General features: G+C 37.2%; 12 protein-coding genes. 7 read left to right on the top strand and 5 right to left on the bottom strand.

The annotated features are described in order from the left end of the window. Positions 1-65: 65 nt before the first annotated feature. On the bottom strand, positions 66-1,205 hold the full coding sequence (locus SOM16_RS00560) for a sterol desaturase family protein (RefSeq protein WP_320462059.1): 1,140 nt from the start codon (positions 1,203-1,205) through the stop codon (positions 66-68). 301 nt (positions 1,206-1,506) lie between these two features. On the opposite strand from SOM16_RS00560, the gene lpxK reads away from it, so the two are divergent. From lpxK to SOM16_RS00545, 3 genes are read left to right on the top strand one after another with little or no spacing between them, the layout of a single operon-like run. Further along, positions 1,507-2,568 carry a tetraacyldisaccharide 4'-kinase gene (gene lpxK / locus SOM16_RS00555; RefSeq protein WP_320462058.1) on the top strand — a complete coding sequence of 354 codons (1,062 nt, stop codon included), beginning with the start codon at positions 1,507-1,509 and terminating at the stop codon, positions 2,566-2,568. Further along, a complete protein-coding gene (locus SOM16_RS00550; protein WP_320462057.1) occupies positions 2,540-3,355 on the top strand; it encodes a purine-nucleoside phosphorylase in 816 nt (271 codons plus the stop codon). The genes lpxK and SOM16_RS00550 overlap by 29 nt, the downstream gene beginning before the upstream one ends. A 1-nt stretch (position 3,356) precedes the next feature. Continuing rightward, on the top strand, positions 3,357-5,354 hold the full coding sequence (locus SOM16_RS00545; protein WP_320462056.1) for a putative porin: 1,998 nt from the start codon (positions 3,357-3,359) through the stop codon (positions 5,352-5,354). A gap of 94 nt (positions 5,355-5,448) precedes the next feature. Here the strand turns inward: SOM16_RS00545 and SOM16_RS00540 are convergent, their stop codons facing one another. Further along, positions 5,449-6,195, bottom strand: a complete 747-nt coding sequence (locus tag SOM16_RS00540) for an outer membrane beta-barrel protein (protein ID WP_320462055.1) — start codon at positions 6,193-6,195, stop codon at positions 5,449-5,451. Positions 6,196-6,571: 376 nt separating this feature from the next. Then, positions 6,572-7,753: an asparagine synthetase B gene (locus SOM16_RS00535; RefSeq protein WP_320462666.1), complete on the bottom strand. Its 1,182-nt coding sequence runs from the start codon at positions 7,751-7,753 to the stop codon at positions 6,572-6,574. Between the two features lie 235 nt (positions 7,754-7,988). Between SOM16_RS00535 and SOM16_RS00530 the strand changes: the two genes are divergently transcribed. Beyond that, positions 7,989-8,450 (top strand): peptidylprolyl isomerase, encoded by a 462-nt coding sequence (locus SOM16_RS00530; RefSeq protein WP_320462054.1) that lies wholly within the window; start codon positions 7,989-7,991, stop codon positions 8,448-8,450. 72 nt (positions 8,451-8,522) lie between these two features. Next, positions 8,523-9,065, top strand: coding sequence for a DUF5606 domain-containing protein (locus SOM16_RS00525; protein ID WP_320462053.1), 543 nt, complete (start codon positions 8,523-8,525; stop codon positions 9,063-9,065). Positions 9,066-9,117: 52 nt separating this feature from the next. Here the strand turns inward: SOM16_RS00525 and SOM16_RS00520 are convergent, their stop codons facing one another. Together SOM16_RS00520 and rlmH are read right to left on the bottom strand one after the other, a co-directional pair. Beyond that, the gene (locus tag SOM16_RS00520) at positions 9,118-9,240 is read right to left on the bottom strand and encodes a hypothetical protein (RefSeq protein ID WP_320462052.1); all 123 of its coding nucleotides are present in this window, start codon (positions 9,238-9,240) and stop codon (positions 9,118-9,120) included. 103 nt (positions 9,241-9,343) lie between these two features. After that, on the bottom strand, positions 9,344-9,817 hold the full coding sequence (gene rlmH, locus SOM16_RS00515; protein WP_320462051.1) for a 23S rRNA (pseudouridine(1915)-N(3))-methyltransferase RlmH: 474 nt from the start codon (positions 9,815-9,817) through the stop codon (positions 9,344-9,346). A gap of 43 nt (positions 9,818-9,860) precedes the next feature. On the opposite strand from rlmH, the gene SOM16_RS00510 reads away from it, so the two are divergent. Both SOM16_RS00510 and SOM16_RS00505 read left to right on the top strand, forming a co-directional pair. Then, positions 9,861-11,675 (top strand): MutS-related protein, encoded by a 1,815-nt coding sequence (locus SOM16_RS00510; RefSeq protein ID WP_320462050.1) that lies wholly within the window; start codon positions 9,861-9,863, stop codon positions 11,673-11,675. A 104-nt stretch (positions 11,676-11,779) separates the two neighbouring features. Then, a complete protein-coding gene (locus tag SOM16_RS00505; RefSeq protein ID WP_320462049.1) occupies positions 11,780-13,117 on the top strand; it encodes a GH1 family beta-glucosidase in 1,338 nt (445 codons plus the stop codon). Positions 13,118-14,159 lie beyond the last annotated feature (1,042 nt).

Here is a 14,159-nt window from a genome sequence, read left to right as displayed (position 1 = left end):
CAGAAATTAACCTAAGCCTCTTCTGATGTTGTAGAGATCATTATTGACCAGCTTAAGTCCAGCAATTACCTGTCGCTTCTTTCCTCCATATTTAAATTGGTATCAAATGGGCTTTTGGTAAAAGGGTAAATGGATTGATTGACAAAGCCTTTGGGGTAAGATGCTTCGTGTACGCCAGTGCCTGCAGGCCATTCGTTTTTAGGAAGATAATAAGTACCAAAGATCATATCTATAAATGGAAATATCGATGCGAAATTATGTCCGTAATATTTTGGGTCTTCGCAGTGATGCCAGTGGTGGTACTGCGGTGTAGTGAAAATATATTTTAAAGGACCGAAGTTAATCCTCGTATTGGCGTGAATTAAAACGGCGTGGATAGCAATAAAAATAATGTAAACGTTAAACACTGTAGCAGAAAATCCTAAAATATATAGTGGAATAAAAGTCATTGCCCTGGTGAAAAAGATATCGATAAAATGCGTCCGGCTGCCGGCAAGCCAATCCATGTTTTGGGTAGAATGGTGAATGGAATGGAAACGCCATAAAGAAACACGCGTATGAAAAAAGCGGTGCGCCCAGTATTGAAATAAATCTGTAGTGAAGAAAGCCAGAAACAAAGCAACGATAAAAGGCAAACCTTGTACCCAGGTATGGAGTTTATCTAATCCCATCCATCCAAAAAATAATACTGCAGGTTTTTGAGTAATGATTCCAAAAAATTGGATAAATAAATGGCTGATTACGAAGTAAGTTAAATCGGTTCGCCATTCTTCGTGAAACTTAGTTTGCTCGTTATTTTTGGGGAAAAACAATTCTAGCGGAACAAAGATTGCAACCATTAAAAGCAAATCCAAAATCATCCAGTCTAATCCAAAATGCCAGCTCGATTTTGCCACATCTCTTCCTTGAACACTTAAGGCACCAAGAATAACAGCTAAAGCAGCAAGTGCAAATCCCGGCCATCCCCATTTTAGTTTTTTGCTCAGGATAACACTTAGCGCTGCGAAAAAGAAAGCGGCGATTACACCGCCTAGCATCAGAACTTCCATGCTGTCTTTTGTGTAAACTTCGCGAAACTCTGGAGTGGTCAGCTTTTCAGGATAGTGAAAACAAAGAATTCCAAGTAGCGCCAAAACAGCTAAAAAGATAGAGATATAACCACTTATCTGGCCCTGGCCAGCAACTAAACGTTTATTTGGAGACATTATTTAATTTAAATTTGTTAATCAACAATTATACTGAAAATTATATTCTTATAAACGTAAACTTTTAAATCAGATTGTTTTACCTAAATTTTGGTCCATTTACTTTAAGCTCTTAAACTATTACAGATCTGCATACATTTTCGTGAATGACAATCAACTTTCGAAATCCATCAACACACAGGCTTTCGAAAAGCTTATAAAATTAGAAACATTTTTTAAAGGAAAGGGTTGCTTTAATAGGCATTGCCAAAATAGGAATGCTTTTCTTTTTTAAATAATAGGTAATTTTGAAAATACGATTATGCTACTTAACTATTTACGTCTTTTACTACTTCCTTTCTCTTTAATTTATGGTATGGCCATCACCCTTCGCAAAAAGCTTTACGATTGGGGAATTATGCGCTCGGTTAAATTTGATTTACCTGTAATTTGTGTGGGTAACCTAGCGGTAGGAGGATCTGGAAAAACACCGACTACCGAATACTTAGTCAGGTTACTGGCGGATTATAAAATTGCCATCTTAAGCAGGGGATATGGGAGAGAAACAAAGGGTTTTATTTTAGCGGATGACCAGGCCACTGCCGAAACGATAGGGGACGAACCGTTACAATATTATCAAAAATTTGAAGATGTTACGGTTGCCGTATGTGAGGATCGTGTTAAGGGAATCGAAAAATTAAAAGAAAATCATGACTTGATTATTTTAGATGATGCTTTTCAACACCGCCCGGTAAAGGCAGGTTTAAATATTCTGCTTTTTGAATTCAGGAAACTGGGTACTTTGCAGTTTTTGCTGCCAGCCGGGAACCTGCGTGATGTTTTTTCATCGAGAAAAAGGGCTGAAATATTATTGGTGACCAAAGCGCCCGTGCCGTTGTTACATGTTGCACAGCAGGCATCGATAAATGAACTACAGCCGAATAGCACACAGAAAGTACTGCACTCTTATTTAAAATATGGCGATCTAAAACATCTTTATTCAGAGGACAGCAGGTCCTTGGAATCAATTAAAGACTTTGAGATCTATTTGTTAACGGGCATTGCGAATCCAGATCCCTTAATTGAGGAATTGGAAAAGTACACCAAAACCATCAAGCATGAAAAATTTGCTGATCATTATGCGTTCAAAACAGATGATATTAAAAAGTTTAAATCGGAATTTGATGCAGGCAGTAGAAAAGAAAAAATCATCATCACAACAGAAAAGGATAGCAAACGTTTAAAAGCTGCGGGATTTAAAGATTTACTGGTAAATTTACCCGTATATTTTTTACCCATCGAGGTTGAATTATTTGAAGAAGATAAGATTACCTTTGATGAACTTATTTTAAACTATGTTAAGAGCAATAGAAGAAACCGTTGAATATATAAAACGTAAAACTGAAAACTTTAAACCAGAAATAGGTATAATTTTAGGAACTGGGTTAGGCGGTTTGGTGAAAGAAATTGAGGTTGAACACCAACTGATGTATTCAAACATTCCGAATTTTCCAATTTCAACACTGGAATTTCATAGTGGTAAGTTAATTTTTGGAACGTTAAACGGGAAGAAAATTGTTGCCATGCAAGGGCGTTTGCATTACTACGAAGGTTACAGCATGCAGCAGATTACCTTTCCGGTAAGGGTAATGAAAGGCCTGGGTATCGAGAATTTAATTGTTTCTAATGCTGCGGGTTCGTTAAATCCGGCGTTTAAAAAAGGCGACTTGATGATCATTGAAGATCACATCAACCTTCAGCCAGATAATCCACTTCGTGGTTTAATCGAAAGTTCACTCGGTCCGCGCTTTCCGGATATGAGCCAGCCTTACCAAAGGGATATTATTGCAAAAGCCTTAAAGATTGCGCAGGAAGTGGAGATTAGCTGCCATAAAGGCGTCTATGTAGCCGTTTCCGGTCCAAACTTAGAGACTAAAGCAGAATATAAATACCTGCGTTTGATTGGTGCAGATGCCGTTGGAATGAGTACCGTGCCCGAAGTGATTGTAGCCAACCATGCTGGTATACCAGTATTTGCCATTTCAGTATTAACCGACGAAGGTTTTCCTGAAGATTTACAACCATTTAATCTTGACGAGATTTTGGAGGCTGCGGCGAAAGCGGAACCAAAGATGACCGAAATTTTGACCCGTCTAATTGCTGAGTTATAAGATGGGTAAACTGGCTCAAATTTGTCTTTCAATTTTACTGCTAACGGGCATCAATAAAGCATTTGCTCAGGATTTAAAAACGAACATCAATAGAAAAACTGAAGCAGATTCTATCCGGAAAAAACTGGATGGGCAGGATTCTATTATCTATACGGCAAAATTTATCCGTTATACAAAACTTGGTTTGAGCAAAGACAGTATTGTTCTGTTGCCGCTTGATACTTCTACCACAAATATCCAGAATTATAGTCCGCTTTTACAACCTCAGCATCCCACCATCAACAATGGTAATATGGGGTTGTCTGCCAGACCGCTTCTTTACGAACCAAGTAAAAGGATAGGTTTCGATGTAGGCTTCCATTCACTGGATTATTATGCGCTAACGCCCGACGATATCATTTACTATCAAGCCAGAGCACCTTATACCAGTCTTTATTTAGTAAGTGCCGGACAAAAAGAGCAGCTTTTTAAAATGATTCATAGTCAGAACATTAAGAAAAACTGGAATGTTGGGGTGAATTTCAATCGTGGAGATTCGCGGGGCTTTTACAGGAGGCAACGTGGGGATAATTTGAATGTGGCGGTATTCTCGTGGTATCAATCGCCAAGTAAGCGATACAACATGTGGGCATCGGCTATTTTTAATACCATGCGTGCTTATGAAAACGGTTCAAATGGCGATACCACTATTTTTGAGCCTGGGTATAGTAAAATTGATCGTGCATCTGAAGTGGTAAACCTAACAACTGCCAGAAATTTATACAAGAAGAATACCTTATTCTTAAAACAAACCTATTATGTTGGCCGAATAGATACCTCTGCAAATGCCAATAATGCCGTTTTGCCTACAAATAAGGTTACCTATACCTTTGAATATAACAGCGATAATTACAGCTTTGCTAAAAATGAACTCGATGAGAATAATGTAATGCCGATAGGTTTTGCAGATCCTTCGTTTACGAATGATTCTACGAAAGTGCGCCACCTTAAAAATGAGTTTATTTATAGCTTTTTTCTTCGTCCGAAAAACTCTACGGTAATTAAAAATGAGCTTAAGGTTGATGCAGGCATTCGCCATGATTATTATACCCATCGCTTTCTGGGATTTAAACCCGATGGATTGACATATGAAGAAAGTCAGTTTACTTATCAGAATACAACTATTTTAGGCGCTGCAGGATACCGCTTTTCTAATAATATTGATTTCAACCTCGATTTACAACAAATTTTGCAAGGTGAAAACGCTGGTGATTATTTGTATGAGGCCAAAAGCAGAATTTTGCTGGGTAAATCAGTTGGTCGTGTAGAGTTAGGTGCTTACATACAGAATCAATCGCCATCGCAGCTCTTTAATTATTACCACGGCAATCATTACAGATGGGAAAATACAGGTTTTGACAAAACAAAAATTGCTAATCTATCTTTTGGTTATATTAATGATCGATACGAATTTACAGCTGGTGCAAAGTATTTCTTAACAACAAATTACTTGTATTTTGCTTTAGATAATGTTAATGGCAACAATGCCATTGCACCACGCCAGATTGATGGAGATATTAGCTTAATCAGATTTGATGTTTCGAAAAAGTGGCGGTTTGGGGAATTTGTAATGGAAAATTATTTGGCGTATCAAAAAACGGATAGAAACGAAATTTTAAGAACTCCAGAATTTTATACCTACAATAGTTTCTACTTCAATAGTACATTTTTCAAAGTACTGAAGTCGAATTTTGGTTTTGATGTTCGTTACAATTCTGAGTATGCTAATTATTCTTATTCGCCTGCTACCGCACAATTTTATATTGGAAGTAATACCGTTTACAAATCGACTCCGATAGTTGACGTTTTCTTTAAGGCAAACCTGAAGCGTGCAAATCTTTTCGTGAAATATGATTTTGTAAATCAAGGTTTATTTGTTCCCGGTTATTATACGGTGAACCGCTATCCTATGCAGGATGCGTTGTTGAAATTCGGTGTAAGCTGGAATTTCTACGATTAAGCTAGATAGATTTCTAAATAAATATTAAAGTTAACCACATAAAAAAAGCCATTCTGATTAATTTCAGAATGGCTTTCTATTAACTGTTTTTCTCTTAGAAAGAATAACCAACTGAGAAACCTAATACACGGTTAGTCAATTTGTTATCATTATTTGTTCTTGAGTCTTTCGGTATAAGATTTGATAATCCTAAACCATAGTTTGCACCAACTAAGAATCCAGAATTAGTACGGTAAGCTAAACCGAAGTTTGCACCGAAGTCTGTACTAGCAAAATCTTTGTTTGTAGCACTACCGAAAGATAGATCGGTATCGTTTGCTACAGTTGAAGATGAACTTGTGTTATTCGCGTTGTTTACCGTAGTGGTAGTAATATCTCCTTTGTTTTTACCAGAGATGTTAAAACCTACATAAGGGCCAGCACTGATTTGTACCGCACCAGCTGTACCAGTAGGAATTCTAAACACGGCATTAATTGGAACTTCAATCGCCATCAAATTTCTTTTACCAGTAGTGGTAGTTGTAATGGTAGTGTTGTTTGCAGTTGCTGTACCTACTGATTCAAACTTATCACCCTTGTTTTGTAATGATACTCCTGGTTGAATGAAAAAGTTGTTTGCTACACCAAAATCTGCAAATGCAGTAACATTGAAACCTACATTACTTTTTACGTTGTCATTGTAAGCATTTGATAAGGCATTGTCTCCGCCCATGTGGAACTTAGATAAGTTAACTCCTGCTTTAATTCCAAATCTAGCATCAGAACCTGTCATTGTGGTAGTTTGTGCGAAAGCACCTGTTGCCAATAATACTACCGATGCACTTAATAATAATCTTTTCATGATATTTTCTTTTAATAAAGAATCTTGTTTAAAATTTAAGGTCTAAACCCATTGTTAATTACAAGCGTCAATTCCAAAAGCTGTGCCAAAGTATCAGGTGTGTTACAAGATGTATGTTAAGCCATTGGTTTACAGCGCTTATTTTTGATGATTTGATAGCGGAGGACCCATAACGAGAATATTTTATACGCTGTTTAAAATTGTATACAAATCAGGAATTTTATTAAAAACGGTGTGTTTTCAACGCAATACCTTATTTCCTTTCTCAACTTGTTCAAGTTCAAAGGCGAGGAGGGTGGAAGAATTTGTGAGTTTTTTCGAGACCTACGAAGTTTCTCAACCACACAGGCCACTTAAATTTCGTAAGCCAGAAATTCTACGTTTTCTGCGGTTTTTTCTTCGCTGCCGGAAAAAGTACATTATTTAAGATCAAACGGTAACCTGCCGAATTGGGGTGTAGGTTTAAGTCTGTCGGCGGATCGCCGACTGCGTGCTGGTAATCTTCCGGATCATGGCCACCGTAGAAAGTAAATTGTCCTTTGCCAATCTCTCCATGGAGGTACCTTACTTCTGCGGCGCCTTTATTTTCACCCAGCACAGTTACACTTGGTTTAACTAAGCTTTTTTTAAATGCGGTTGTTTGTCCCATGAAACCTTTAATCACCTTATCGTGGTTTTGCGTAAGCATGGTTGGCACCAAGTCCCATTTAGCCGAAAAATCAAACAGGGTAAAATAATCATTGGTTTGATTAAGCGTTCTAAACTGCGTTACATCAATATCCGAAAATTCGTAATTCATTGGGTTGTTATCCAGCTTGAAATTTTGGAAAGCCAACGTTTTATTGAAGTCTAATTTGGCCTGTGCATTCGGGTCAGCGGCATCTCCATCAAACATTTGCGCACAGATATCTACGCCATCAGCGGCTAAAGCAATATCGAAACTATCCGTTCCGGAGCACATGGCAAACATAAAACCACCGCCTGCACAATATTCTTTAATGTGTTTGGCTACCGCCAGTTTCATTTCCGAAACCTTTTTGAAACCTAAGCGTTTGGCTAACATTTCCTGATTTTTCACATCTTCCTGATACCAGGTTGCATACCTGAAGTTAGACCAGAACCGACCATACTGGCCGGTAAAATCTTCATGATGAAGGTGGAGCCAATCATATTTGCTGAGTTTATCATTGATAATATCATCATCATAAATCACTTCGTAAGGAATCTCAGCATAAGTAAGAACAAGCGTTACGGCATCATCCCAGGGTAATTTGCTTTTAGGAGAGTATACTGCAATCTTGGGCGTTTTCTCCAGTTTAACCATTTCCATATTCACCGACGGATCGCTAATCTCATTTAAAAGGTTAACCACTTTTCCATCAGCCATTACTTCATAAGAAACACCTCTGATTTTTAATTCATCCTCCACACTCTTATTGTACTTGATCAGAAAACTTCCTCCGCGGTAATTTAAAAGCCAGTCTACTTCCACCTGTTTGCTAATGGTCCAGTAGGCAATTCCATAGGCTTTGAGGTGGTTTTTCTGGTCTTCATCCATATAAATTAAAATGGAGGATGCCCGAACACCGAGTGCGCAAAACAGACAAAATAACAGGATATAATATTTCTTTCTCAAAATGATCTCGCTTAAAATACTAAAATACCTCATTTAAACTGTTTAGAAAAATTTAATGGTATCAGATGTAATACAAATTTGTTATTTTTGCCTTTTACCTTAAAAATCGAATTGTTTTTTAAGGCGTTAAAAATTAAATTTAGTACCCAAAATTGATATGAGTAAAGCAATAATAAAAACCGAAAAAGGTGATATGACTGTTGAGTTCTTTGAAAAAGATGCTCCAAAAGCAGTTGCAAACTTCAAAAAATTAGCAAGTGAGGGCTTTTATGATGGTGTAACTTTTCACCGTGTAATTCCTAATTTCATGGTTCAAACCGGCTGTCCAAATTCAAAAGATCCGGCTAAAGCACATTTAGCAGGCACTGGTGGCCCGGGTTACAAAATCGACTGTGAACTTGATGGCGAAAATCAATATCACGATCGTGGTGTATTATCAATGGCTCATGCAGGTCGCAATACAGGTGGTTCCCAGTTTTTCATCTGCCATAGCAGAGCAAACACTGCACACTTAGATCGCAACCATACTGTTTTTGGTAAAGCTGTTGAAAATGTTGATCTTGTGGATGATATCCGCCAGGGAGATAAAATTGTAGGAATCGAAATAATCGAAGATTAAATTGCGTTGAGCGTTTGGCGAATAAGCGTTTTAACCGCTAAACCCCAAGCGTTAACCGCTAAACAAAATATTATGAATTTAAGAGGAATTGTTGCCGTATCTGGCAGACCAGGTTTATTTAAACTGGTTGGACAAAATAAAGTGGGTTACATTTTAGAGGGTTTAGATGCTCAAAAAACTAAAGTTGTAGCTAATATCACCAATACAAAACTAGCTTCGTTAGAAGATATTACCGTATATGGCGAAGATGAAGAAATTAAATTATCGGATATTTTCACTAAAATTTCTGAAAAAGGAAATACACCAGATTTAAAAGGTGATTTGCGTGCTTACTTCTTAGAAGTTGCTCCTGGTCATGATCAGGAAAAAGTATATGCTTCAGATATGAAGAAAATCATTACCTGGTATAACCTGTTAAAAGATTTGCCTTTATTTACGGAAGAAACTCCGGAAACTCCAGGTTCTCCTGCTGAAGTAAGCTTAGCTGAAGAAAAAGTTGCTGCCGATAAAAAGCAAAAATCTGCAGGTGCTAAAGGTTCTTCAAGTGCCAAAGCCACTACTAAAACTTCAGCACCTGCTAAGAAAGCAAGCATGACCAGTAAAAAAGGCGTTTAAGCTTTTTTTAAACAATCTAGAAACACCAGGCAATCTGTCTGGTGTTTTTTGTTTAAGTGAAATAATAAAGGATTACTACAATAATTAACGAAATGATGATGCTAATCCATAACATTTTGTTATTACCACTCTGATCGCTTCTATATCGGTATTGACGTTTATATTTATCTAACATATCTTTTTTGTTTAATGATGACGAATGAATAGTTAATCCATATCAATTTCTAAATTCTATCTTCTATTTCCCTATTCACAACTTCTGATTTATTTCTCAATCCTTACGCATGATGATAAGGTTCTCCTTTAAGAATGCTGAATCCACGATACAGCTGCTCTACAAAAAATAACCGAATCATCTGATGAGAAAAAGTCATGTCAGATAGTGAAATCAGACCATTTGCTCTTTTATAAATACTTTCATCGAAACCGTAAGGACCTCCGATAATGAAAATGAGGTGCTGTACACTTCCAATCATTTGTTTATTCAGGTAATTTGAAAAATCAACTGAACTGTACTTTTTCCCTTTTTCATCCAGTAAAATAACAACATCACCATTATTAATTTGTTTGTGCAGGAGTTCGGCCTCTTTGTTTTTCTGCTGTGCTTCACTCAGGTTTTTTACATTTTTAACATCGGGAATAGGCAGGAAACTGAAATTGATATAATGTTTCAGGCGGTTAATGTATTTATCAATCCCCTCAATCAAATATTTGTCTTCTGTTTTGCCAATGGCTATTAAAGTGATCTTCATTTAATATTTTGTTATCTTTAGAATTTTCCGCGATTCAAAGATAATGTTAAATACTCAAGCACAAATTATATCTGACTACAGCCAAAAAATTACAGATGTAAGTGATCGGATAGATCAAACTAAAAAACTAATAGATCAGCTTTCTTTTGCTAGAATTGGACTATTCCTGGCCGAAATTCTATTCTTTATTTTGCTCCTGAATTCTGCTGATGATGAATGGAGAACATTGGTTCAGATTTTATTAATGCTGCCCGTTTTTGCTTTTGCTTTAATTGTAAAAAAGCAAAGCAAGCTGGATCGCGAAATAGATTATCAAAAGCAATTGCTATGGGTTTATCAAAATGAATGGAATGTGCTAAATGGTATACCAAATGGTTATGATGATGGCAAAGCTTTCGAGTCTGAGCTACATCCTTATACTTCAGATCTTGATATTTTTGGACACGCCTCGCTCTATGGTTTGTTGAATCGGTGTTACACTAAAAATGGAAAAGAGCTGTTGGCGAAAAATCTGGCAGAGAAGCCTTTAAAAGATGAAATTTTAGCCCGACAACAGGCCGTTAAGGAAATGCAAACTAAAATCGGTGATACTTTCGATTTCAGGGCAAATCTTCATGGCCATGACGTAGAAAAAATTGAACAAATTAAGCTACAGCTGAAATCTCAACTTGGTGAACAACTTAGTTTCGTGCGAAATAAGGCATTAAAATTCTATGTTGCGATTGTACCTTATATTTCCGGGGCGATTATATTGGCTGCGATTCTCTTTAACAGTGCGTTCTGGAATATCCTTAGCGTTTATCTCCTCATTAACATTGGCTTCATTGTATTGCGGGGTGCAAAGATAAATAAGGTTTTTTATAGCTTTGGTGGTGGATCAAGCCTGCTTAATGGGTATGCTGATGCGATTTTATGGACAGAAAAATACCAGTGGTCCAGTCCATATATTTTAGCTCTATTTAAATCGAAGACCCCGGTAAGTACAGAAATTAAAAGCCTTTCCAAGATTATTCAAAATTTCGATGCCAGATTAAATATTGTGGTGGGCACGGCACTAAACGCATTACTTTTATGGGATTTGAAATGTTGTATTAACCTGGATCGTTGGTATCAGTCTTCGTCAAAAGATGTAATCTCTGCACTGAACCACCTTGGTGATTTCGAGGAATTGATTTCTCTTGCTACTTTGGCTCAAAACCAGCCTGCATGGGTTTTTCCGGAAATTACCAGTAATTTTAACTTAAACACAAAGGAGATTGGTCATCCGTTAATTGCCCCAAAAATTAGGGTAAATAATACATTTTACCTGGAGAATGAACCAACGGTAGATATTATAACCGGATCGAACATGGCAGGAAAAAGTACGTTTTTGCGTACTTTGGGGATTAATATGGTATTGGCATATGTTGGCGCGCCCGTTTGCGCCGAGGGCATGAGCCTTTCTGTTTTTTCTATTAACACGTATATGCGAATTAAAGACTCACTGAATGAAAGTACCTCTACCTTTAAGGCAGAACTGAATCGATTGAAGATGATTTTAGACAATGTAGTAAGTGATAAAGATACTTTTGTGTTAATTGATGAAATGTTACGGGGAACGAACAGCCGCGATAAATACTTAGGATCAAAAGTTTTTGTAGAAAAACTGATCAATGAAAAAACACCGGCGCTGTTTGCTACTCACGATTTACAGTTGGCAGATCTGAAGAACGACCATGAAAAAACACTCCGTAATTTTCATTTCGATATTCAAATTGCAGCCGGAGAGATGAAATTTGATTATAAACTGAAGCAAGGGCCCTGTTCTACTTTTAATGCTGCTATTTTATTAAAGGAAATTGGTTTAACACTATCATAGCCTTCTGGAATAAGAGAAAGTGATTGAAAAACTTTACACACAAATTCAATTGTTAATGATTTCTTAATAGTAAACTTGCAACTTACGATCAATCAATTGATAAGATGATCAAAGCAAGTGATTTCGGAAAAGATTTTTCATGGGGTATAGCGACTGCCGCACCGCAGATTGAAGGTGCTTCGCTTTTATATGGTAAAGGTGCCACCATCTGGGATACCTTTTCTGCAAGAAGTGGCAAAATTAAAAAAGGGCACAAGCTTGATGTTGCCTGCGATTTCTACCACAGATACCCGGAAGATATTGCACTGGTGAAACTTTTAGGTTTTAAAGTGTTTCGGTTTTCTATTGCATGGGCAAGAGTTTTACCTACAGGTAGGGGTGAGGTGAACCCGGAGGGAATTAGGTTTTATCACAACGTGATTGATGAGTGCCTTACACAAGGAATCGTTCCTTATGTTACCTTATACCATTGGGATTTGCCACAGGCACTAGAGGATGAAGGTGGCTGGACCAGTTTTAGCATTAACGCTGCATTTAATTCTTTTGTAACTATTTGTGCTAAAGAATATGGTGATAAGGTTAAAAACTGGTTGGTTTTAAATGAACCCTTTGGGTTCACTTCACTCGGGTATATGCTGGGAATTCATGCCCCGGGAAAAAGCGGATTGAGTAACTTTTTTCCTGCGGTTCTTCATACGGCTGTTGCGCAGGCCGAAGGTGGCAAAATCTTACGTGCTGAAGTAAGCAAAGCCAATATTGGTACTACTTACTCTTGTTCAGAGATTATTCCTTATACGCAAAGCGACAATGATATTCTGGCGGCAAACCGGGTAGATTGCTTGATGAACAGGCTATTTGTAGAGCCAGCCCAAGGTTTAGGTTTTCCCACGGCCAATTGGGATGTACTGGAGAAATTTCAGATTGAATACGGCACCTGGCGGTTAAATGATCGTATGAAATTTGATTTCGACTTTATTGGCCTTCAAAACTACTTCCCCTTAACTATAAAATACAATGCATTTATACCTGTTATTCAAGCCTGGGAAGTAAAAGCCAAAAGCAGGAAAAAACCACACACCGCAATGGGCTGGGAGATTAATGCTGATAGTTTTTATCGGGTTATAAAGCAATTTGCAGCCTATCCGAACATCAAAAACCTGATGATTACTGAGAATGGAGCAGCTTATCATGATAAATTAGCAGATGGTAAGGTAATAGATGCTGAAAGGATTGAATATTTTCAATTGTATCTAAATGCCATGCTAAAGGTGAAAAATGAAGGTATAAATATCACGGGCTACATGGCCTGGACGCTTATGGATAATTTCGAATGGGCAGAAGGTTTTAATGCGCGATTTGGATTGGTACATATGGATTTTAAAACCTTGGAGCGAACAATAAAATATTCTGGTTACTGGTGGCAGGAGTTTCTGAGGAATTAGGTTTATTTTCCTGTTGATGTTCCCTACTGTTTAGAATTCATCATCCAGGTTTGCTTTGATGAGGATTAAAAATCCTCAGTTAATGGATTAGGAAAAAATTTCCTGACCAACGAGTGAACAAAACTTGTCTGAAGATGAAGCGCGTAGATGGATTGGTTTATGCGGATTTTAAAACCTTAACGATGTTCCTTATTGTTTAGAATTCATCATGCAGGTTTGCTTTGATAAGGATTAAAAATCCGCAGTTAATGGATCAGAAAAAAATTTCCTGACCAACCAATAAAAAAAAACTTGTCTAAAGATGAAGAGCGCAGATTGGATTGGTTTATATGGATTTTGAAACCTTGGCGATGTTGCTGACTGTTTAGAATTCATCATCCAGATTGGCTTTGATGAGGATTAACAATCCGCAGTTAAAGGATCAGGAAAAAATTTCCTGACCAACGAATGAACAAACTTGTCTAAAGATGAAGATTGGTTTATAGGGATTTTAAAACCTTGATGATGTTCCTTACTGTTTAGAATTCATCATCCAGGTTTACTTTGATGAGGATTACAAATCCTCAGTTAATGGGTCAGGAAAAAATTTCCTGACCAACGAATAAACAGAACTTGTCTGAAGATGAAGCGCTCAGATTGGATTGGTTTATATGGATTTCAAAACCTTGGCGATGTTCCTTCCTGTTTAGAATTTATCATCCAGGTTTGCTTTGATGAGGATTAAAAATCCTCAGTTATTGGATCAGGAAAAAATTTCCTGACCAACCAATAACAAAATAACAAAAAGTGTCCGAAGATGAAGCGCGCAGATTGGATTGGTTTATGCAGATTTTAAAACCTTGGCGATGTTCCTTACTATTTAGAATTCATCATCCAGGTTTGCTTCGATTAGGATTAAAAATCCTCAGTTAATGGATCAGGAAAAAATATCCTGACCAACGAATGAACAAAACTTGTCTAAAGATGAAGATTGGATGGGTTTGTATGGATTTTAAAACCTTGGCGATGTTCCTTCCTGTTTAGAATTCATCATCCAGATTGG

The organism is Pedobacter sp. CFBP9032 (assembly GCF_034045265.1).
Classification (GTDB): Bacteria; Bacteroidota; Bacteroidia; order Sphingobacteriales; family Sphingobacteriaceae; genus Pedobacter.
The sequence above is the reverse complement of the archived record's forward strand: the minus strand, read 5'-3'. Positions and strand labels throughout refer to the sequence as shown.

What these genes read in the sequence shown, in the direction of transcription:
- SOM16_RS00560 (WP_320462059.1), bottom strand. Translation starts at nt 1,205, where the DNA reads ATGTCTCCAAATAAACGTTTAGTTGCTGGCCAGGGCCAGATAAGTGGT.
- lpxK (WP_320462058.1), top strand. Translation starts at nt 1,507, where the DNA reads ATGCTACTTAACTATTTACGTCTTTTACTACTTCCTTTCTCTTTAATT.
- SOM16_RS00550 (WP_320462057.1), top strand. Translation starts at nt 2,540, where the DNA reads ATGTTAAGAGCAATAGAAGAAACCGTTGAATATATAAAACGTAAAACT.
- SOM16_RS00545 (WP_320462056.1), top strand. Translation starts at nt 3,357, where the DNA reads ATGGGTAAACTGGCTCAAATTTGTCTTTCAATTTTACTGCTAACGGGC.
- SOM16_RS00540 (WP_320462055.1), bottom strand. Translation starts at nt 6,195, where the DNA reads ATGAAAAGATTATTATTAAGTGCATCGGTAGTATTATTGGCAACAGGT.
- SOM16_RS00535 (WP_320462666.1), bottom strand. Translation starts at nt 7,753, where the DNA reads ATGGATGAAGACCAGAAAAACCACCTCAAAGCCTATGGAATTGCCTAC.
- SOM16_RS00530 (WP_320462054.1), top strand. Translation starts at nt 7,989, where the DNA reads ATGAGTAAAGCAATAATAAAAACCGAAAAAGGTGATATGACTGTTGAG.
- SOM16_RS00525 (WP_320462053.1), top strand. Translation starts at nt 8,523, where the DNA reads ATGAATTTAAGAGGAATTGTTGCCGTATCTGGCAGACCAGGTTTATTT.
- SOM16_RS00520 (WP_320462052.1), bottom strand. Translation starts at nt 9,240, where the DNA reads ATGTTAGATAAATATAAACGTCAATACCGATATAGAAGCGATCAGAGT.
- rlmH (WP_320462051.1), bottom strand. Translation starts at nt 9,817, where the DNA reads ATGAAGATCACTTTAATAGCCATTGGCAAAACAGAAGACAAATATTTG.
- SOM16_RS00510 (WP_320462050.1), top strand. Translation starts at nt 9,861, where the DNA reads ATGTTAAATACTCAAGCACAAATTATATCTGACTACAGCCAAAAAATT.
- SOM16_RS00505 (WP_320462049.1), top strand. Translation starts at nt 11,780, where the DNA reads ATGATCAAAGCAAGTGATTTCGGAAAAGATTTTTCATGGGGTATAGCG.